This is a genomic window from Actinoallomurus vinaceus, assembly GCF_039542055.1.
Lineage (GTDB): Bacteria > Actinomycetota > Actinomycetes > Streptosporangiales > Streptosporangiaceae > Actinoallomurus > Actinoallomurus vinaceus.
The window spans coordinates 174,277-195,045 of record NZ_BAABHK010000001.1 but is presented as its reverse complement, the minus strand read 5'-3'; the positions used below and the strand labels follow the sequence as shown (position 1 = coordinate 195,045).

Genomic DNA, 20,769 nt, shown 5'->3' with positions numbered 1-20,769 from the left:
ACCGGATCACCAGGCGACGGGCAGCGCGTGCAGCCCGAAGAACGCGGCGTCGTAGGCGAAGGGCAGCTCGTCGAGCCCGGCCGCCAGGCGCAGTGTCGGGATCCGGGTCAGCAGGGTGCCGTAGGCGATCTCCAGCTCGGCGCGGGCGAGGTTGTGACCGACGCACTGGTGTACGCCGTGGCCGAAGGCGAGGTGGTGCCCGGAGCGGCGGATGTCGAACTCGTCCGGATTCTCGAACGCCCGCTCATCACGGTTGGCGGACGCGGTCAGTATCGTCAGGCGATCACCGGCGCGGACCCGCACACCGCCGATGTCGAGGTCGTCCGCCGCCAACCGGTCGAAACTCACCCAGTCCTGCACCGAGTGGAACCGCAGCAGTTCCTCGACCGCACCCGGCAGCAGGCCCGGATCGGCGCGCAGCGCGGCGAGCTGCGCCGGGTGCTCCAGCAGCGTCACCACGCCCAGCGAGATCATGTTCGCGGGTGACTCATAGCCCGCGAGCAGCAGCAGGAAACCGATGTTGATCAGGGCGTCGGTGGTCAGCTCCCCGGTGGGCAGGTACCGGGCGGCCAGCCGTCCGATGAGGCCGTCCTGTGGTTCACGCTCGGCGCGGCGGATGAGGTCGCGCAGGTAGCCGCGAAGCTCCCGGGAGGCCTGCGCGGCCCGCGGGTCGATGCTCATCACGGCCAGCATCTGGAGCCGGGACTCGAAGAACCCGTGGTCCCCGGCCGGGACGCCGAACAGCTCACAGAGGACGCGCGCCGGGACCGGGCGCGCGAACGACTCGACGAGGTCGGCGGGCGGTCCGGCCTCCAGCATCTCGTCGATCGCCGTGTCGACGATCCGCTGGATGCGCGGCCGCATGGCGGCCACCGAGCGGGCGCCCAGCTCCGAGATCAGGGTCCGCCGGTACTTACTGTGCTCCGGCGGGTCCAGGTCGATGAAGAAGCCGTCGTCGGGACGATCGTCGTCGGGTCCGCGAGTCCGTTCGGCCCGTCCGGTGTGCGAGCTGATCCGCGGGTCGCCGAGGATCTGCCGCGCCTCGGCGTGCCGGGTGACCGCCCAGACCGGCGCCCCGTTGGGCAGGTCGGCGCGGACGAGCGGCGCGCGGTCGCGCATCCGCTGGTACTCGGCCGGCGGAGCGAACGGGCAGGTCCGCTCCATCGGAAAGGTCGGTCGCGCGAGCATGTCGTCCTCGGACGCGCTCATCGCAGTTCCCCCTCCGCAAGGCGAATAACGTTCATTATTTGCGCATTTTCCGAGATCGGCGCAGCCGGGAGTGCGTTCCTCGGCACGCTTGGTGAGTGGTCCGATGAATGCGCATATCGTTCCCCTCGTAATCCCTAATGTCAGACTTCCGGTCCTTCTTTCGGAGAGACGTACGCTCAGTCGTGAATGCCGACGGGCGCTGGAGCGGGACCCCAGGCGACCGGCAGCCGGTCCACCCCGTACACCGCCATCCGGTCGCGGGTCGGCACCTCGTCCGGCGGCACGGCGAGGCGCAGGTCAGGGAAGCGCTCGAAGAGCGCGGTCAGCGCGATGCGCAGTTCGGTCCGCGCGAGCTGCTGCCCGAGACACTGGTGGACGCCGTGGCCGAAGGCGAGGTGCCCGGTCGCGGACCGGGCCAGGTCCAGAGTGTCCGGGCCGGCGAAGCGCTCGGGGTCGCGGTTGGCGACCGGCAGGGCGAGCACGACGGTCTCGCCGGCCGCGATGGTGTGGCCGTCGATCTCGACGTCGATCAGCGCGGTGCGGCGCACGTCGAACTGCAGGATCGACAGGTAGCGCAGCAGTTCCTCGACCGCGGGCTCGGCAAGGGCCGGGTCCCCGGTCAGGCGGGCCCGCTGCGCCGGTTCGGTCAGCAGCACGAACGTCCCGAGCGACAGCATGCTCGACGTCGGCAGGTGGCCGGTGGCCAGCAGCACCATGCCGAGGTTGGTGAGTTCGTCGTCGGTCAGGTCTCCGGTCGCCACCGCGTGCGCCAGCAGCCCGTCGTCCGACGGTGCCGGCCCGGCGCGGAGCTTCGCGACCAGGCGGCGTACCGTCCCTGTGATCGACATCACCGCCTCGAACGCCTGCTCCGGCGTTGAGTCCAGGTCGTTCATCACCGCGGTGGCCGCCTGGATCGCCTGCCGGTCCTCCACCGGCACGCCCAACAGCTCGCAGATGACCAGGGCCGGGATCGGCACGGCGAACGCCGCGACGAGGTCGGCGGGCGACCCGCCGTCCGCCATGCCGGCGAGGGCCTGCTCGGTGCACCGGCGGATCGTCGGCGTCAGCTCCGCGACGCGCCGGGGGCCGAAGTGACGGCTCAGCAGGCGGCGGTACCGCGTGTGCTCGGGAGGGTCCATGTGCGGGAAGATGCCCGGCTCCGCGGGCGTCGGCCGCTCCTGCGCACGGTCGCGGCCGACCGGCTGGTGGAGCAGCTCCCGGCGGGTGCTGAAGCGCGGATCGGCCAGGATCGCCCGGGTGACGGAGTACCCGGTGGCGACCCAGCCGAGATGCCCGTCCGGGTAGGCCAGCCGACTCAGCGGCGGCCGTTTTCGCAGCTCGACGGGCGGGTCGAAAGGGGTGGGCCGATCGGTCTCCAACGGTCGGGCAATCGGGCTGTCGCTCATCCGGCCACCTCCCGCCTCGGCACCGGGCAGACACCCCCGGCGCGCCGATGATCATCAGCCGCCGATTATGCATGACGAATCCGAAAAATGACACCACTAGTCATTTCCGTACCGTCCGCTTAGCATCGGCGCTGACCGAACATGCACATCTGTCAACTCTCAGATCCCACCGGCCGCCCTAATTGCACCGGCCCGCGATGGAGGATCTGACAACTCTTCGCAACTATTCCAACAGGCTCACTGTCATCTCCAAACAGGGGTGCTAATGGCGGTTCGGGATGCTCAGGTGGCGGTTGTCGGCGGTGGACCGGTCGGGCTCATGCTCGCCTGTGAGGTGGCGCTTCACGACGTGCCGGTGGTGGTGCTCGAACGCCTCCCCGAGGTCGAGTGGCGGCCCAAGGCCGAGGGCATCACCGGGCGGGCCGTCGACATCATGGACCGCCGCGGCCTGATGCTCGGGGTGGCCGAGACCCCCATCACGCCGCCCACCGCCGAGCAGCAGGCCCGGATCGACGCGGGCGAGCAGCGGCCGGACAGCCTGCTGCCCAAGGAGTTCCCCGGCGCCCGGCACTTCGCCAGCATGTTCCTCCTGCGGCCGGAGTCGCCCGACCTTCTGGTGCCCCAGCAACTGCTGGAGATGGACCTGGCACGGCGCGCGAAGGAGCTCGGCGTCGAGGTCCGGCGCGGCCACACGGTCACCGGATTCACCCAGGACAACGACCGGGTGCGCCTCGACGTCGACGGCCCGGACGGGCCGTACGCGATGGAGGCGGAGTGGCTCGCCGGCTGTGACGGCGGCCGGAGCATGGTCCGCAAGCTGTCCGGCGTCGCCTTTCCGGGGACGGACGGGATCACCACCGGATACCGCGCCTTCGCCGAGATCGACGACCTCGACTTCCACCTGCCCGGATGGTTCCGCAAGGACGGCGGGCTCCTGGTGTACGAGGAGGGGCCGCCCCGGTTCATCATCCTGGAGTTCGACGGCCCACCGGTGAACCGGGACGCGCCCATCACGCTGGAGGAGTTCCAGGGCGCGCTGCGGCGGCTCAGCGGGACCAAGGTGACGGTCACCGAGGTCAAGAAGATCACCCGGTTCACCGACAACGCGCGGCAGGCCGAGACGTACCGCAGCGGGCGGGTCCTGCTGGTCGGCGACGCCGCGCACGTCCACTCGCATTGGAGCGGTCCAGGGCTGCGGCTCGGGCTGGGCGACGCGCTGAACGTCGGCTGGAAGCTCGCCGCCGTCGCGCGCGGCTGGTGCACCGACGACCTGCTCGACACCTACACCTCCGAGCGGCATCCGATCGGCGCGCAGACCCTGGAGATCCAGCGCGCCTCGATCGCGCTGATGCGGCCCGGCCCCCACGTCGACGCGCTGCGCCGGCTGCTCCGGGAGCTGCTGCTCCGCGACGAGGCGAACCGGCAGCTCACCTCCCTGGTCGACGACCTGCACATCGGCTACGACATGGGCGATCCCGCGCTCACCGGCCCCCTGGTCGGGAAGTACAGCCCGGACCTGCGGCTGCGGCACGCCGACGGCACCGTACGGGTCGCCGAGCCGCAGCGCGCCGACGGCACCGTACGGGCGGCGGAACCGCAGCACAGCGACGGCACCGTACGGGTCGCGGAGCTGCAGCGCACCGGGCGGCCGCTGCTGCTCGACCTCGGCGCCGGTCCCGGAGTCCGGGCCCTCGCCGAGCCCTGGTCCGACCGGGTCGACATCGTCACCGCCGAGTGCGACGAGCCACCGGCGGACGCCCTGCTGATCCGGCCGGACGGCTTCGTCGCCTGGAGCACCCCCGCCGAACCGGCGTCGCTGCCGGACGCCCTCGCCCGATGGTTCGGCCCACCCGCGGCATGACCCCCAGGTCCGATTCGAAGGCACGCTCCCGGAGGCGGAATGAGTGATCTCAGGCTGACCACACTCCCGGCGTCGGCGCCGGTCGAGGAGGCCATCGAGGTGGTCGACCGCGACGGCGCGGTGATCGTCGAGGACTTCGTCGACGCCGCCACGCTCCGAGGGTTCTGGAACGACCTCGGGCCGGCCCTGGAACGCCAGGCGGACGGCGACGGGAGGCTGGTCGGCGAGAAGACGCGGATCCTCCCGGGACTGGTCCGCCGGTCGGCGCACTCGGTCCCGATCCTGCGGCAGCCGCACTTCCTCGGCGTGGCACGGCACTTCCTGCAGCGCCCGGTGCGAGCCTGGCTCGGCGAGCAGCGCGTGGAGTTCGTCCCGACCATCCAGCTCGGCATCTCCCGGGCGATCCAGATCTGGCCGGGGGTGCCGCTCCAGGGGCTGCACCGCGACGACACCGCTCACCTGAGGACCCACCCGGGCCCGGAGAGCCGGGTGCAGGTCATGGTCGCCGCGAGCGAGTTCACCGCGGTCAACGGCGCCACCCGCGTGATCCCGGGCAGCCACCGGTGGGACGACGAGCGGGCGCCCCGCGACCACGAGGCGGTTCCCGCCGCGATGCGGGCCGGCTCCGCGCTGGTGTGGCTCGGCAGCACGTACCACGGCGCCGGCGTCAACGCCTCCGACGCGCCCCGCACCGGCCTGTCGTACGCCCTCGACCTCGGCAACCTCCGGCAGGAGGAGAACCAGTACCTGTCCGTGCCGCTGGAGGTGGTCCGCACGTACCCCGAGGACATCCAGCGGCTCCTCGGCTACCAGCCCTGCCCGCCGATGTGCGGCCTGTACGAGCTGAGCGATCCGATGCTGCTGCTCCGCGACGGAGCGGCGGACCCCGCCTCGATGTCCGACGCCCGGTAGGTCACCGCACTGCGGCGTGCCCGCGCCGAAGGAGGGACAGACAGATGCGCACCCCCGACCTGTACCTGCGCAGTATCGGCGTCCATCTGCCGCCGGTGGTCACCGTCGAGACGGCCGCCGCCGATGGCCGCTACCCGGCCGACGAGGTCGAGTACTTCCGTCTCCGCGGCGCGGCGGTGGCCGGCGACGTACCGGCGCCGGAGATGGCGCTCCGCGCCGCCCGGCACGCGTTCGAGCGGTCCGGCGGGGTGTCCCCGCGCGACCTCGACCTCCTGCTGTACACCGACGTCTGGCACCAGGGCCCGGAGGGCTGGGAGCCGCAGTACTACCTCCAGCAGCACCTGGTGGGCGGCGACGTCCTGGCCGTCGAGCTCCGGAACGGATGCTGCGGGCTGTTCAGCGGCCTGCAGCTGACCGCCGGATACCTGCGGCCGGGCGGCACCGCGCTGCTGGTCGGCGCGGACAACCACGGCACTCCGCTGGTCGACCGGTGGCGGGCGATCGAGGGCTGCATTCTGGGCGACGCCGGATGCGCGCTGCTGGTCACGACGGACACCGGGTTCGCCGAGGTGCGGTCGGTCAACGTGACCGTGCTGCCCGAGGCGGAGGCGGTCAACGACGGCGGCGTGCCGATGTTCCCGCCGGACGCGACCGTCGGCCGGCCGCTGGACTTCGCCGCGCGCAACCGGGCGTTCCGCAAGCGGCTGATCGAGGGGGACGGCGCCGCCGTGATGCTGGCCATCCAGACGACGCTGATGGATCTGATCGACCGCACCCTCAAGGAGGCGGAGATCACGCTCGACGAGGTGGCGCGCGTGGCGTTCCCCCACGGGCGCTGGGACGACCTGGAACACCGGGGACTCAACTGGCTCGGGCTGACCCTGGCCGACACCACCTGGGAGTACGGCGCGAGCATCGGGCACCTCGGGGTCGGCGACCAGTTCGTCGCCCTCGACCACCTGCTGGCCACCGGGGGGCTGGCCGCCGGTGACGACGTGCTGCTCGTCGGGCTCGGCGCCGGCACCACCATGGCCTGCGCCGTACTGAGAATCCTCGACATTCCGGAGAAGTACGCGTGACCACCCGCTGAGCGGGCGAAGCGTCGACGGTCGAGTCCGAGGAGGCGGGCATGGAGACGGCGGACATGTACATCAGCGGGGTCGGGTCGTACATCCCCGGCGCGGTCACCGTCGAGGACGCCGTGGCGGCCGGCCGGTACTCCGCGGACGAGGTCGAGCTGTACGGTCTGGCCTCCGTCGCGGTGGCCGGTGACGTCCCGGCGCCGGAGATGGCGCTGCGCGCGGCGCGGAGCGCGCTCGCCCGGAGCGGCCGGTCCCCCACCGAACTCGGCCTCCTGCTGTACGTCTCGACCTGGCACCAGGGGCCGGAGGGCTGGCCCCCGCAGGCGTACGTGCAACGCCACCTGGTCGGCGACGGGGTTCTGGCCACGCAGCTGAGGCAGGGCTGCAACGGGATGTTCGCCGCCCTGGAGCTGGCCGTGGGCCGGCTGCGGGCCGCGCCGGGGCGTCCGGCCGCGCTGCTGGTCGCCGCCGACAACTACGGCACCCCGCTGGTCGACCGGTGGCGGATGCTGCCCGGGGCCGTCGCCGGCGACGCGGGCAGCGCGCTCGTGCTCGACACCGAGCCGGGGTTCGCCCGGCTGGCGTCGGTGTGCACGGTGTCGGTGTCGCAGGCCGAGGAGATGCACCGCTGCGCCGAGCCGCTGTTCCCGCCCGGCATCCTCGAGGGCCGGCGGGTGGACTTCGCGGCCCACAACGACGAGTTCCGGCGGCGTGCCGTCGTCGAGGGTGACGGCACGGGAGTGCTGGTGACGCTGGACGAGCGGATGGCCGAGGTGATCGACCAGGCGCTGTCGGAGGCCGGGATCAAGGCGGGCGACGTGACGCGCGTGGCGTGCATGAACACCTCCCGGGACATCGCCGAGCAGGTCTGCGAGATCCGGCTGGACATCCCGGCGTCCCGCTCGACGTGGGAGTTCGGCCGGACCATCGGGCACTGCGGGGCGAGCGACCAGTTCCTCGCGCTGGAGCGACTGGTCCGCACCGGTGAGCTGGGCCCCGGTGACCACCTGCTGATGTTCGCCTACGGACCGGGGGTGACCATCTCCGCCGCCGTCGTGGAGGTGCTCGAGTCGCCCGTGTGGGCGCGGACACGAGGAGGCGATGCGTGATGGACCGACCGGCCGAGGCGATCGCGGTGATCGGGATCGGCTGCCGCCTGCCCGGCGGCGCCGACTCCCCAGGCGCGTACTGGGACCTGCTGCGCGAGGGGCGGGACGCGAGCGGGCCGGCACCCGATGACCGCTGGCGGGACTACGCCGACCGCGGCCCGGCGTACGCCGCGGCGGTCCGCCGCACCGTCCCGCGCGGCAGCTTCCTGGACAACGTGGCCGACTTCGACGCGGAGTTCTTCGGGCTGTCGCCGCGTGAGGCCGAGCTGATGGACCCGCAGCAGCGCCTGGTCATGGAGACCGCGTGGGAGGCCCTCGAACACGCCGGAGTGTCGCCGGACGCCGTCGCCGGCACCGACGCCGGCGTGTACGTCGGGGTCTGCACCGGCGACTACGGGCACCGGCTCCTGGAGGACCTGCCCGACATCGAGGCGTGGACCGGCATCGGCGCGGCGACCTGCGCGGTGGCCAACCGCGTCTCGTACGCGCTGGACCTGCGCGGCCCGAGCCTCGCAGTCGACACCGCCTGCTCGGCGTCGCTGGTCGCCGTGCACCTGGCCGTTCAGGCGCTGCGGGCCGGGGAGACCGACGTCGCGCTGGCCGGCGGGGTGAACCTCATCCTCTCCCCCGGCGAGACGCTCACCCTGGACGCCGCGGGCACCCTGGCGCCCGACGGGCGGAGCAAGTCGTTCGACGCCGCGGCCGACGGCTACGGGCGGGGCGAGGGCGCGGCGGTCGTGGTCCTCAAACGGCTCACCGACGCCGTACGGGACGGGGACCGGATCCTCGCGACCGTCCGCGGCAGCGCGGTCAACCAGGACGGCCGCACCGTGGGCATCATGGCGCCGTGCGGCCAGGCGCAGGAGCACGTGATGCGCCGCGCCCTGCGCCAGGCCGGCGTCGAGCCCGGCACCGTCGACTACGTCGAGGCCCACGGCACCGGCACGGCGGTCGGCGACCCGCTGGAGGCGGCCGCGCTGGGCAGCGTGTACGGCGCGGGCAGGCCGGCGGACCGGCCCTGCCTGATCGGATCGGCCAAGTCCAACATCGGCCACCTCGAGGGCGCCGCCGGCATCGCCGGCCTCGTCAAGGCGGTCCTCGCGCTCGACCGCCGCGAACTGCCGCCGAGCCGGCTCGACACCCCCACCCCGGCCGTGGACTGGGCGGGCGCCGGGCTGCGCGTGGTCGACGCGCCGACGCCCTGGCCCGGCTCCGCGCACCCGCGCCGCGCCGCCGTCTCCGCCTTCGGCTACGGCGGGACCGTCGCCCACGTCGTCCTCGAACAGGCGCCGTCGGCACCGCCCCCGGCCGAGGGGACCGCGGGCCTGCCGTCGCCCGTCGCCAACGAGACCGCAGGCCAGCCATCACCCGTCGCCGAGGGAACCGCAGGCCTGCTGTTCCCCGTGTCCGCCGCGTCGCGGGCGGCGCTGCGGCAGGCCGCCGGCGCCCTCGCCGACGTGGCCGGTGACCTGCCGGCCGCCGCGATCGGGCACACGCTCGCGCTGCGCCGGGCCCACCTGGCAGAGCGGGCGGTGGTGGCCGCCGCGGATTCGGAGGCGCTGGCCGACGGCCTGCGCGCCCTGGCGTCCGGCGCCCCGCACGACGCGGTGACCACGGGCCGGGTGCTCACCGATCCCGGCCCCGGACCGGTGTTCGTGTTCTCCGGGCACGGCTCGCAGTGGGCCGGCATGGGCCGGGAGCTGCTGGAGACCGAGCCCGCGTTCGCCGCCGTGATCGACGAGCTGGAGCCGGTGTTCGCCGCCGAGATCGGATTCTCCCCACGGGAGGTGCTCATCGGCGGGGACCTGACGGAGGTCGACCGCATCCAGACCATGATCTTCGCGATGCAGCTCGGCCTGGTCGAGCTGTGGCGCGGGTACGGTGTGCGCCCGCATGCTGTGATCGGTCATTCGGTCGGCGAGATCGCCGCCGCCGTGACGGCCGGCGCGCTGAGCCGCCTGGACGGCGCCCGGTTGATCTGCCGGCGGTCCCGGCTGCTCCGGCGGGTCGCGGGCCGTGGGTCGATGGCGATGGTGCAGCTGCCGTTCGCCGACGCGGCGGAGCGGCTCGCGGGCCGTACCGACGTGGTCGCCGCGATCGCCTCGTCGCCCGGGTCGACGGTCGTCTCCGGTGACCCGGACGCCGTCGCCGAGGTGCTGGCCGGCTGGCTCGAGGAGGGCGTCCCCGCCCGGCGGGTCGCCTCGGACGTGGCCTTCCACGGGCCGCAGATGGATCCGCTGCTGGCCGACCTGACCGCCGCCGCGGCCGACCTGACTCCCGCCGCCCCGCAGCTGCGGGTCTACTCGACGGCGCTGGACGACCCGCGGGCCGCGCCCGGCTTCGACGGCGCGTACTGGGCGACCAACCTGCGTAGGCCGGTACGCCTGGCCGACGCCGTCACGGCGGCGGCGGCCGACGGGTACCGGGCCTTCGTGGAGGTCTCCACGCATCCGGTGGTGACCCACTCGCTGCTGGAGACGCTGTCCGCCGTCGGGCACGAGGACGTGTTCGTCGGTTCGTCGCTGCGCCGGAACCGGCCCGCGCGCACCACTCTCCTGGCCGGCGCGGCCGCCGCGCACTGCGCCGGCGTCGCGCTGGACTGGCGCCGTCTCCAGCCGGCCGGTGGACCGGCCGCCCTCCCCACCTATCCGTGGCAGCGCCGCCGGCACTGGCGCGCACCGTCGGCGCCCGACGCCGGCGGTCGCGGCCACGACCCGGACGCGCACACTCTGCTCGGCGACGCGATCGAGCTCGCCGGGACCGACGTCCGGCTCTGGCGGACCGCCCTGGACGACCAGACCCGGCCCTATCCCGGCAGTCACGCCATCGAGGGCGTCGAGATCGTGCCCGCCGCGGTGCTGGCGACCACCTTCTTCGCCGCGTCCGGCGGCCAGGCGCTCGGCGAGGTGACGATGTCGGCGCCGCTGCTGACCGCCGACCGCCGCGAGGTCCAGGTCGTACGGCAGGGGTCCGGGCTGCGGCTGGCCGCCCGCACCGCGGGCGACCCGGACGCGGCCTGGCAGATGATCGCCACCGCCGTGGCGCCCGCCGACCTCGGCGACCCACCGACGCCGCCCACCCAGCCGCTCACCTCGGCAGATCCCGGCTCGGTCACGCAGCGGCTGGCCGCCGTCGGCGTGCCCGGCACCGGGTTCGGGTGGACGGTCGAGGAACTCCTGCGCGGCCACGGCGCACTGCGCGCCCGCGTACGGTGCGGGGCCGCCGCCACCTGGGCCCCCGTGCTGGACGCCGCCATGTCGGTCGCGCCGAGCGCGTTCCCCGGCGATCCGCTGCTGCGCATGGTGACCCACGTGGACCGGCTGGTCACGGCCGGGGAACCACCGGACGTGGTGCACATCGACGTGTGGCTCGACCCCGAGCGGGCCGACACCGTCCAGGTACGCGTGACCGACGAGGCCGGCGACGTCATCGCCTGGCTGTCGGGCCTTCGCTACCCGGTTATCGACGCCCCGTCCACCGGGGACGCCGGGGCGAACGGCGCCCAGCCCGCCGACTCGTACGCCCAACTGGGCCCGGAGGAGCTGCGTTCCGTACTGATCGAGGAGGTCGGTGCACAGATCGCCAAGGAGATGCGGCTGGACCCCGCCGACCTTTCGCCCACCCGTCCGCTGGTCGAGCAGGGGCTGGACTCGGTGCTCACGGTCGTCGTCCGGCGCCGGCTGGAGAAACGGTTCCGCTGCTCGCTGCCGACCACTCTGCTGTGGCGGCAGCCGACCATCACCGCGGTCTCCGACTACATCGCCGGACTCCTGACCACGGCGAACGCGAACGGGAGCGCCGGACATGTGACCGCAGCGGACCCGAACGGGAGCACCAGACACGCGACCCCGGCGGACGGGAACGGGAGCACCGGACACGCGACTGCGGCGGACGCCAACGGAAGCTCCGGACTCGCGGCCGCGGCGGACGCCAACGGGAGCGCCGGACATGTGACCGCAGCGGACCCGAACGGGAGCACCAGACACGCGACCCCGGCGGACGGGAACGGGAGCACCGGGCACACGACCGTGGCGGACGCCAACGGGAGCGCCGATGGGCGGTAAGGGAGTGGTCGCCGGCCCGGCCGAACGCGCCGACGCCGCCCGCATCGCCCGCCTCGCGACCCGGTGCCGGCTCGTCCTGCTGGAGATGATCCACCGGGCCGGATCCGGGCACGCCGGCTCGTCCCTGTCGTGCGTGGACATCATCAGCGTGCTCAAGTTCGACCAGATGGAGTGGACGCCGGACCCGTCCGCCGGCGACGTCTTCGTCCTGTCCAAGGGGCACGCGGCCCCGGCCTGGTACGCCGCCCTGATCGTCGACGGCGACCTGCCCGCCGAGGACGTCGGCACACTGCGCGCCCTGGACAGCCGGTTGCAGGGTCATCCGGACCGTACCCGGCTCGACCTGGTGGACGTCAGCACCGGGGCGCTCGGCCAGGGTCTGTCGGTGGCCGTCGGCCGCGCCCTCGGCAAGCGGCTCCACGGCCGGGACGCCACCGTGTACTGCCTGCTGGGCGACGGCGAGTGCCAGGAGGGCCAGGTCTGGGAGGCGTTCCTGTACGCCGGGGCGCACCAGGTGCCCGGCCTGGTGGCGATCATCGACCACAACGGAAGCCAGAGCGACGGCGCGGTCGACGACATCCTGCCGCTGCGCCCGCTGCCCGACAAGCTGCGCGCGTTCGGCTGGCAGGTCGACGAGGTGGACGGCCACGACCACGGCGCGCTGCGCGACGCGTTCCGGCGACGCGCCCCCGACGGGCCGTCGGCGATCATCGCCCACACCCGCAAGGGGCGGCTCGGCCCCGGACGCGTCCTCCTGAACGGCAGCCACGGCGACCTCCCGTCGGCGGCGGAGTACGCGGCGGCGGTCGACTTCCTGGAGACCCTCCTGGAGGCCGGCGAATGACGTCGACGCGGGACTGGTTCGGCACCGCGCTGGTCGAGATCGCCCGGGAGTACGACCACGTCGTCGTGGTCAACTGCGACCTCGCCAAGGCGACCCGGACGCTGCCTTTCAAGGAGGAGTTCCCGGACCGGTTCTTCGAGTGCGGCATCGCGGAGGCCAATGCCATCGGGCTGGCCGCCGGGCTGGCGCAGGAGGGGTTCCGGCCGTTCGTCGCGAGCTTCGGCCACTTCCTGACCGGCAAGTTCCTGGAGATCTTCCAGACGGTGGGGCTCAACGACGCGGGCGTGGTCCTGGTCGGCACCCACGCCGGACTGGCGATCGGACGGGACGGGCCGACCCAGATGGGGCTCCGGGACCTGGCGCTGATGCGCACGCTGCCGAACGTCCAGGTGTTCCACCCGGCCGACGGCACCGAGACCTGGCAGATGATGGCCCACCTCGCCACCGGCCGGGGCCCGGGCTACCTGCGGCTGTGCCGTCAGCCGCAGCCGGAGGTTCACGGAGACGGATACCGGTTCCGGTTCGGGGTCCCACACGTGGTGCGTGAGGGCACCGACGTGGTCGTCTTCGCGATGGGCGGTACGGTGCCGGTCGCCGTGGAGGCGGCCGACCGGCTCGCCGCGGACGGCGTCCGGCCGACGGTGGTCAACGTGTCGTCGCTGCCGGTGGACCGGGCGACGGTCGCGCGTCTGGTCGGCGCGCACCGGCGGGCGGTCGTGGTCGAGGACCACCACGTCGTCGGCGGCCTCGCCGACGAACTTGGCCGCATCGTGCTCAGCCTGCCCGACCGGCCCCGCTATGACGTACTCGCCGTCCCCGACTACGGCCAGGCCGGACCGCCGGAGGACCTCTACCGCCGATACCGGCTGGACGCCGCGGGGATCGCGTCCCTCCTCCAGGAGACCGCGCGATGAGCCCTCCGAGCGGAGGACCGCGACCCAGGGTAAGACTGATCGTCTGCAGCAACAGCGCGCCGCGATGGCAGGACGGCGCGGGCCTGCTGCCCCGGTCGCCCGGTGGCCTGGTGCCGCTGCTCGCGACCCTGTTCGGCGAGCACGGCGGCGACTGGGTGTCCACCATGCCCGTCAACGGCCCCTCCCAACCTTCTCGCGGGAACGGCTCCCTCAGGAAGTCCCGGCCGCCCGGCGACGCCGCCATCGAGCTGACCGGGCCGCCCGGTAACGGCTCCGCCGAGCCGACCCCGCCTCCCTGCGACGGCTCGGTTGAGCTGACCCGGTCGCCCGGCGACGGCTCCGCCGAGCCGACCCGGCCGCCCGGTAATGGCGCCGTCGAGGTGACCCGGCTGCCCGGCGATGTGACGCTGCATCGGCTGCGCCTGCCACGGGACGTGGTCGACCGGCACTACGAGACCATCGGCGTACGCCTGCTGCTGTGGCTGTTCCACTATCTGCTCGACACCTCACGGCAGCCGGACGGGCGGCTCGCGGAGGCGTGGTCCGGCTACGAGGCGGTCAACCGCGCGTACGCCGACAGGGTGGCCGCGCTCATGACGGGGTCACCGGACGAGTTCGTGCTGGTCAACGACCACCACCTGTTCCTGGTCCCGGAGATGCTCGGACGGCGTGACGGGCGGCGCGGCCGGATCGCGTTCTTCCAGGGGCTGCCCTGGTGCGAGCCCGACTACTTCGGCGTCCTCCCCGCGTACATCCGGGACCGGATCCTCGCGAGTCTGCTGTGCGCCGACGTGGTCGGCTTCCACTGCACCCGGTGGGCGCTGGCGTTCCTGGGCTGCTGTGCCCGGTACCTGCCCGGCTGCACCGTCGACGATGACGGCGTGACGTACGACGGGCACCGGACCCAGGTCGCCGTCGCCCCGTTCCCGCTGGACGTCGCGGCGGTGGAGCGGCTGCGCGACGAGCCGGCCACCGCCGAGTGGCGCGGCCGGCTGGACCGCGAGGGCCAAGGGCGGCGGATGATCGTCCGTGCCGACCGCATCGACCTGTGGAAGAACCTGCCGCGCGGGTTCGCCGCGTACCGGAGCCTGCTGGAGCGCGAACCCGGGCTGGCCGGAGAGTGGTGGTTCTGCGCGGTGGCCACCCCGCCGGGCCGCCCGACCGAGCGAACCCTGGCGCTCCAGCGGGAGTGCGAAGGCATGGTCGCCGACCTGAACGAGCGGTTCGGCGCGCCCGGCCGGCCCGCCGTCTCGCTGATCTATCCCGACCTCGCCACGACCCGCAACTGCGTCGTCGCCGCCCTGTCGGGGGCCGACGTCACGTTGGTGAACCCGACGTTCGACGGCATGAACCTCGTCGCCAAGGAGGCACTCTTCCTCGGCGAGCGCGCCCGGCTGCTGCTCTCGGTCAACGCGGGCGCCTACGAGCAGCTGGCCGACCACGTGACGCCCGTGCACCCGTTCGATGTCGAGGCGACCGCCTCGGCGATGCGCGACGCGATGGCCTCCGGCGAGGTCCCCGCAGGCCGGGCGGCGGCACGACGGTCGCTGCGCGAGCAGGACGTGAACAACTGGCTCGACCGCATGATGGGAGCGGAACCATGCAGACGACCGTGATCGACACCGATTACGGGCACCTCAGCCGGCTCGCCGACCAGGCCGCCGACGGGGCGTACCTGTTCGCCGAGCACACCGTGGAGGCCGGGCGCGCCACCCCGTACAGGACCCATCCGCGTGACCACCGGAGCTTCGTGGTCATCGCCGGCCGGGTGCGCCTGGAGACCCCGACAGAGACCAGAACGTACGGCCGCCTGGGCGGCTGGCACGCCCTTCCGGGCTGCGTCCACCGGATCGTGAATGTCGGCGCCGAACCGGCGGTCCTCATCGAGGCCGGCTCCGTCCTCGGCGAGACCAGAGAGATGACCGAGCCGGAGGGCGCGACCGACTGCCACTGTCCGGACATCTCGGACTACACGGTGCACAAGCCCTGGGGCGGTGAGGTCTGGTACACCCACAACCTCCCCGGCGTCCCGTACGCGCTGAAACGCATCCGGATGACCGAGGGCCACCAATCGTCCCTGCAGTCCCATCGGCAGAAGCTGGAGACCAACTACGTCATCGAGGGAGAGGCCACGGTGCTGACCGGAGCCACCGCGCCCGACGACCTGAGCGCAGTGATCGACCTGGAGAGACTGACCACCACCGTCCACCGTCCTCGTACCGGCTGGACCAACCCGCCGGGAGAGCTGCACCGGGTGATCGCGCGAACGGACTACACGTCCATCGAGGTCTCCACCCCCGAACTCGACGACGTCATCCGCTGGCAGGACGACGCCGGACGCGGGCACGGCCGCATCGACTCCGAGCACGCGGGCGGCCGGTCATGAACCTCGCCGAGACCATCGAGCTCTACCTCGCCGAGAAGCGCCGCATCCTGGAGCTGCTGCCCGTCGACGTCATCGAACGCGCCGCCGCGATGCTGTTCGAGACGTACGACGAGGGCGGCACCGTCTACGCCATGGCCAACGGCGGGAACGCCGGCACCCTCGACCACGCCTACTGCGATTTCAAGCACCATCCGTTCGTGACGGAGGACAAGACACGGCCCCTCCCGGCGGACGTCCAGCGGCTGTCGTTCGTCAACCTGTGCTCGTCGGCCGCCGAGCTGACCGGGCTCGTCAACGACATCGGCGTCGAGGACATGTTCGCGGCGGCCCTCGCACCCTTCGTCACCGGCAAGGACCTGGTCATGGCCTACTCCGGGAGCGGCAACTCGGTGAACGTGACGAAGGCGCTGCAGGTCGCCGTCGACGCGGGCGCGAGGACGTTCGCCATGACCAAGGGGGACGGCGGCAGATGCAGGGAACTGGCGGAGGTGTGCCTGGTGGTCCCCGGCACCTCGAGGTTCCCCGGCCAGGTCGGCAAGAACGACAACAACTTCCACTTCGAGGACCTCATGCTCTCGGTCAACCACATGCTGGTCGGCCTCCTCAAACAGCGCGTCGCAGCCCGCCACCTAGGGAGCTAGACCTCCCCGCGCGCGTGGCAGGATGCTTGCGATAGCTGTCATCCACGCCACGGCGCGAGCGGACGCCCGCTCGATCGCGGGCGGTCGAAGGAGGCGCGATGAGCCGGAAGAACCACCACGTCTCCGTGCTCGTGCTCGAAGGTGCGAAGCCGCTCGACGTCGGGATCCCGGCGCAGGTGTTCTCCCACCGGCCGAACATGCCCTATGAGGTGAGGGTGTGCGGCGCCGCACCCGGCCTGGTGACCGGCGGCGACGGTCTCTCGTATCACGTGGCCGAGGGCCTCGATGCCTTGGAGCACGCCGACACCATCTTCATCCCCGGCTATCGGGAGCCGGCGACCACGGAACCACCGGCGGCGGTCGTCGGCGCGCTGCTGGCCGCCCACGAGCGTGGGACCCGGCTCGCGGCCATCTCGACCGGGGCGTTCGCGCTGGCGGCGACGGGCCTGCTCAACGGGAAGCGGGCGACGACCCACTGGCACTACACCAAGGCCCTCACCGAGAGGCATCCGCTCGTGCGAGTGGACGAGAACGTGCTGTTCGTGGACGAGGGCGACGTCCTCACGTCGGCGGGCGCGGCGTCCGGCATCGACCTGTGCCTGCACCTGGTCCGGCGCGACCACGGCGTCGGGCTCTCCAACCACGTGGCGAGACGGCTGGTGGCGGCGCCGTACCGCAGCGGGGGGCAGGCGCAGTACGTTCCGCGGAGTGTGCCCGAGCCGCTCGGCGACCTGTTCGCGAGCACGCGTGAGTGGGCCCTGGCGCATCTCTCCGAACCGTTGACCCTCGAGGCGCTCGCCCGCAACGCCCGGGTGTCGGCGCGCACGTTCTCGCGGCGATTCGTGGAGGACACCGGCTACACGCCGATGCAGTGGGTGCTCCGCGCCCGGGTGGACCTGGCGCGCGAACTGCTCGAACGCACCGACCTGGGCGTTGAGGAGGTCGCCGACCGAGTCGGGCTCGGCACCGGCGCGAACCTGCGGCTGCATTTCCAGCGCATCCTCGGCACCTCCCCGACGGAGTACCGTCACACCTTTTCGGCCTGAGCCCCGGAGGTCCGTGCGTTCACCCAGGTCGGGCCGCCGGTACGGCGTAAGGCTGCGCTGATCCGGTAGGAGCTGGCGAGATCCTTGCGATCCGTGGCGAAAGTCGTGGCGGGATCCTTGCGCACACTGTCTTTCAGGCCACTGTCGGCCTGGCATCCGGGTGCCGACCATGGGGACGGGACGAAAGGAGCCTTCATGACTCGCATCGCCGTCAACGGGTTCGGCCGAATCGGACGCAACACCCTCCGCGCCCTGCTGGAGCGCGACAGCGACCTGGAAGTGGTCGCCGTCAACGACCTCACCGCCCCCGAGACCCTCGCGCACCTGCTGAAGTACGACAGCACGCTCGGCCGCCTCGGCCGCCCCGTCGAGGTCGGCGGGACCGAGCTCGTGGTCGACGGCCGCCGCATCAAGGTGTTTGCCGAACGCGAGCCCGGCAACCTGCCGTGGGCCGAGCTCGGCGTCGACATCGTGCTCGAGTCCACCGGCCGCTTCACCGCGGCGGAGGCCGCCCGCGCGCACATTCACGCCGGCGCCAAGCGGGTCCTGGTGAGCGCTCCCTCCGACGGCGCCGACGTCACGCTCGCGTACGGCGTGAACACCGATGCCTATGCCCCCGGTGAGCACGTGATCATCTCGAACGCCTCGTGCACCACCAACGCGCTGGCTCCGCTGGCATCCGTGCTGGACGACCTGGCCGGCATCGAGCACGGCTTCATGACCACGGTGCACGCCTACACCCAGGAGCAGAACCTGCAGGACGGCCCCCACCGTGACCTGCGTCGCGCCCGCGCCGCCGGCGTGAACATCGCGCCCACCACCACCGGCGCCGCCAAGGCCATCGGCCGGGTGCTGCCGAACCTCGACGGCAAGCTGTCGGGCGACTCGATCCGTGTGCCGGTCCCGGTCGGTTCGATCGTGGAGCTGAACACCACGGTCTCACGCGAGGTCACCCGCGACGAGGTGCTCGCGGCCTACCGCGCCGCGGCCGACGGCGGGCTCAAGGGCATCCTCGAGTACGCCGACGAGCCGCTGGTCTCCAGCGACATCGCCGGTCAGCCGGCGTCCTCGATCTTCGACGCCGCCCTCACCCGCGTCGACGGCAAGCACGTCAAGGTGGTGGCCTGGTACGACAACGAGTGGGGCTTCGCGAACCGCGTCGTCGACACGCTCGAACTGCTGGCGCGCGGCTGACCGCGTCGACGCGGCCCTGTCGCGGCGCAGACCGGCTTCGCCGACCAAAGTCACCTGACCCGCTGGTTCGGCATCGCCCCTGGCCGCTATGCGCGGGCCGCGCGACCGACTGGCCTCCGGCCGCCGGCCCTTCGCCTTCTGTCAGGCGGGCCAGGTGAGCGACGTGAGTCCTGCGCGCCAGGCCGGGTCCAGGTCCGCGCCGGGCGGGAACCGGCCGTCGAGTTCGAGGACGACCATCCCGTGGGCGAACGCCCACACGGCCCGGGCGCGGTCCGCGTCGCCGACCGCCCGCACCAGGGGCATCGCCGTACGGTCCTCGAGGCCGGGCGGTAGCAGGTCACGAGGGAGGGGACCGGAGGTCGTCAACCGGTACAGGTGGGGGTGGGCGAGCGCGTAGGCGCGGTAGGCGGCGCCGAGCCCGGCCATGACGTCGTCCGGGCCGGCGGCCTCGGCCGCTTCCAGGGCGCGGGCCAGCTCCTCCATGCCCTCCGCGATGAGCTCGACCTCCACCGCGGCCTTGTCCGGGAAGTGCTTGTACAGGGACGGCGCGCGGATGCCGAGCCGGTCGGCGAGGCGACGCATGGTGAGCGCGTCGGCGCCGTCCTTCTCCAGCAGCTCGCGGGCCGCGGCGACGATCTGCCGGGCCCGCGGCGAGAGGCGGTCAGCCACGCCGGCGTCCGTCCCGGTCCCGCAGCCCGTACCCGAAGGCGCGGTCGTAGGCGATGTGGGCGAGCCAGCCGAGACCGGCGGCGAAGAGCGGGGGCCAGTTCACCGGCCCGAAAGAGTAGGCGACGACCAGGGCGAACGGCACCCAGAAGCGGTGCGCGGCGTTGTAGTACGGCACGGCGCGCGGGGAGAGACGGCCGTGGCCGCCCTCGGACGCCCCGATGAGCATCGTGAGGTCGGGGGCGATCGCGAACAGCACGGCCGCGGCGAGCGCGAGAACGCCGTGGTTGACCACTTCGAGCACGGCGAACGCCGTGAAGAAGAGCGCGAGAGCGAGCCACCCGATCCGTGCGGCGGTACGGAGGACGGGGTGTGGGGTGGGCGCCGGCGCGACGGGCCGATTCATCAGATCCTCCTGGGGCGCGAGCTGAGCTAACACCGTTAGCTTATGGCTAACAATGTTAGCCGTCAACATCTGAACAGATCGCCCACAAGTCCTGCGCGCCACATCGGCTTACACCCCGTCACAGCCGGGAAGGGCTCGACCGAAACCGGATTTCAATGGGGGCGAAAATGGCGGAGCTGCTGGACATGGGGGCGCTGGTGACCGGCGGCACCAGCGGCATCGGCCGGGCGGCCGCCCTCGCGCTCGCCGGGCTCGGCGCGCACGTGGTGGTCTCCGGTCGCGACCAGGCGCGGGGCGAGCAGGTCGTCGGCGACATCCACAAGGCCGGAGGCCGGGCGGACTTCCTGGCCGCCGACCTGCGCGACGAGGCCTCCGCCCGATCGCTGGCCGCCCGGGCCCGGGAACTGATGGGGCACGTGGACGTCCTGGTCAACAACGCCGGCATCTACCCGTTCGGCCCGACCCACGAGACGAGCGAGCGGGATTTCGACGCGGTGTTCGCGCTGAACGTGAAGGCGCCGTACTTCCTCGTCGCCGAGCTCGCGCCGGAGATGGCCGAGCGCGGTCGTGGCGCCATCATCAACGTGACCACGGTGGCCGCCGAGGTCGGCATGACGGGGATGGGCCTGTACGGCGCGAGCAAGGCCGCCTTGGTGCTGCTGACCAAGGCCTGGGCCGCCGAGTACGGGCCGCGGGGCGTCCGGGTCAACGCGGTCAGCCCCGGCCCCATACTCACCGAGGGGACCGCGGCGATGGGCGACGACTTCGACCAGTTGGCCGCCCAGGCACCGGCCGGACGCCCCGGCACCGCCGAGGAGGTCGCAGAAGCGATCGCCTTCCTGGCGACCGACCGCTCGAGCTTCGTGGAGGGCTCGGTCCTGCCCGTCGACGGCGGCCGCACCGCCGTCTGAGGCCCGGCCGCACCGCCGTCTGAGGCCCGGCCGCACCGCCGTCTGAGGCCCGGCCGGTCCGGCGCCTGCGCGCCCGGACGGGTGCGGCTCCCGAACGCCCGGACGGTGCGGCGACGCT

17 protein-coding genes are annotated in these 20,769 nt (G+C 72.8%); 13 read left to right on the top strand and 4 right to left on the bottom strand.

Annotated features, from left to right (window positions below; genetic code table 11):
• Positions 1 to 6: 6 nt before the first annotated feature.
• Together ABEA24_RS00930 and ABEA24_RS00925 are read right to left on the bottom strand one after the other, a co-directional pair.
• On the bottom strand, positions 7 to 1,209 hold the full coding sequence (locus tag ABEA24_RS00930; protein WP_345428318.1) for a cytochrome P450: 1,203 nt from the start codon (positions 1,207 to 1,209) through the stop codon (positions 7 to 9).
• A gap of 176 nt (positions 1,210 to 1,385) precedes the next feature.
• On the bottom strand, positions 1,386 to 2,615 hold the full coding sequence (locus ABEA24_RS00925; protein ID WP_345428316.1) for a cytochrome P450: 1,230 nt from the start codon (positions 2,613 to 2,615) through the stop codon (positions 1,386 to 1,388).
• A 286-nt stretch (positions 2,616 to 2,901) separates the two neighbouring features.
• Here ABEA24_RS00925 and ABEA24_RS00920 point away from each other — a divergent pair, with 286 nt between their 5' ends.
• From ABEA24_RS00920 to gap, 12 genes are all read left to right on the top strand, one after another.
• Positions 2,902 to 4,476 carry an FAD-dependent monooxygenase gene (locus ABEA24_RS00920; protein WP_345428314.1) on the top strand — a complete coding sequence of 525 codons (1,575 nt, stop codon included), beginning with the start codon at positions 2,902 to 2,904 and terminating at the stop codon, positions 4,474 to 4,476.
• 39 nt (positions 4,477 to 4,515) lie between these two features.
• On the top strand, positions 4,516 to 5,388 hold the full coding sequence (locus ABEA24_RS00915; RefSeq protein ID WP_345428311.1) for a phytanoyl-CoA dioxygenase family protein: 873 nt from the start codon (positions 4,516 to 4,518) through the stop codon (positions 5,386 to 5,388).
• A 44-nt stretch (positions 5,389 to 5,432) separates the two neighbouring features.
• The gene (locus tag ABEA24_RS00910; protein ID WP_345428309.1) at positions 5,433 to 6,467 is read left to right on the top strand and encodes a ketoacyl-ACP synthase III family protein; all 1,035 of its coding nucleotides are present in this window, start codon (positions 5,433 to 5,435) and stop codon (positions 6,465 to 6,467) included.
• A gap of 50 nt (positions 6,468 to 6,517) precedes the next feature.
• Positions 6,518 to 7,579, top strand: coding sequence for a ketoacyl-ACP synthase III family protein (locus ABEA24_RS00905; protein ID WP_345428307.1), 1,062 nt, complete (start codon positions 6,518 to 6,520; stop codon positions 7,577 to 7,579).
• Positions 7,579 to 11,643: a type I polyketide synthase gene (locus ABEA24_RS00900; RefSeq protein ID WP_345429596.1), complete on the top strand. Its 4,065-nt coding sequence runs from the start codon at positions 7,579 to 7,581 to the stop codon at positions 11,641 to 11,643. The genes ABEA24_RS00905 and ABEA24_RS00900 overlap by 1 nt, the downstream gene beginning before the upstream one ends.
• Entirely contained in the window at positions 11,633 to 12,487 is an 855-nt protein-coding gene (locus ABEA24_RS00895) for a transketolase (protein ID WP_345428305.1), read from the top strand. The genes ABEA24_RS00900 and ABEA24_RS00895 overlap by 11 nt, the downstream gene beginning before the upstream one ends.
• Entirely contained in the window at positions 12,484 to 13,401 is a 918-nt protein-coding gene (locus ABEA24_RS00890) for a transketolase family protein (RefSeq protein WP_345428302.1), read from the top strand. Before ABEA24_RS00895 ends, ABEA24_RS00890 begins: the two co-directional genes overlap by 4 nt.
• Positions 13,398 to 15,017, top strand: a complete 1,620-nt coding sequence (locus tag ABEA24_RS00885; RefSeq protein WP_345428299.1) for a trehalose-6-phosphate synthase — start codon at positions 13,398 to 13,400, stop codon at positions 15,015 to 15,017. Before ABEA24_RS00890 ends, ABEA24_RS00885 begins: the two co-directional genes overlap by 4 nt.
• A complete protein-coding gene (locus ABEA24_RS00880) occupies positions 15,002 to 15,787 on the top strand; it encodes a cupin domain-containing protein (RefSeq protein WP_345428295.1) in 786 nt (261 codons plus the stop codon). Before ABEA24_RS00885 ends, ABEA24_RS00880 begins: the two co-directional genes overlap by 16 nt.
• On the top strand, positions 15,784 to 16,428 hold the full coding sequence (locus tag ABEA24_RS00875; protein ID WP_345428293.1) for an SIS domain-containing protein: 645 nt from the start codon (positions 15,784 to 15,786) through the stop codon (positions 16,426 to 16,428). The genes ABEA24_RS00880 and ABEA24_RS00875 overlap by 4 nt, the downstream gene beginning before the upstream one ends.
• 98 nt (positions 16,429 to 16,526) lie before the next feature.
• Positions 16,527 to 17,474, top strand: a complete 948-nt coding sequence (locus tag ABEA24_RS00870) for a GlxA family transcriptional regulator (RefSeq protein WP_345428292.1) — start codon at positions 16,527 to 16,529, stop codon at positions 17,472 to 17,474.
• A gap of 195 nt (positions 17,475 to 17,669) precedes the next feature.
• Positions 17,670 to 18,668: a type I glyceraldehyde-3-phosphate dehydrogenase gene (gene gap / locus ABEA24_RS00865; protein WP_345428291.1), complete on the top strand. Its 999-nt coding sequence runs from the start codon at positions 17,670 to 17,672 to the stop codon at positions 18,666 to 18,668.
• A gap of 141 nt (positions 18,669 to 18,809) precedes the next feature.
• Here gap and ABEA24_RS00860 read toward each other — a convergent pair whose 3' ends face one another.
• Both ABEA24_RS00860 and ABEA24_RS00855 read right to left on the bottom strand, forming a co-directional pair.
• Complete coding sequence (locus tag ABEA24_RS00860) at positions 18,810 to 19,337, bottom strand: TetR/AcrR family transcriptional regulator (RefSeq protein WP_345428289.1); 528 nt, start codon at positions 19,335 to 19,337, stop codon at positions 18,810 to 18,812.
• A complete protein-coding gene (locus ABEA24_RS00855; protein WP_345428288.1) occupies positions 19,330 to 19,740 on the bottom strand; it encodes a DUF4260 family protein in 411 nt (136 codons plus the stop codon). Before ABEA24_RS00855 ends, ABEA24_RS00860 begins: the two co-directional genes overlap by 8 nt.
• 167 nt (positions 19,741 to 19,907) lie before the next feature.
• Here ABEA24_RS00855 and ABEA24_RS00850 point away from each other — a divergent pair, with 167 nt between their 5' ends.
• Positions 19,908 to 20,651, top strand: coding sequence for an SDR family NAD(P)-dependent oxidoreductase (locus tag ABEA24_RS00850; protein WP_345428286.1), 744 nt, complete (start codon positions 19,908 to 19,910; stop codon positions 20,649 to 20,651).
• The last annotated feature ends 118 nt before the right edge of the window (positions 20,652 to 20,769 follow it).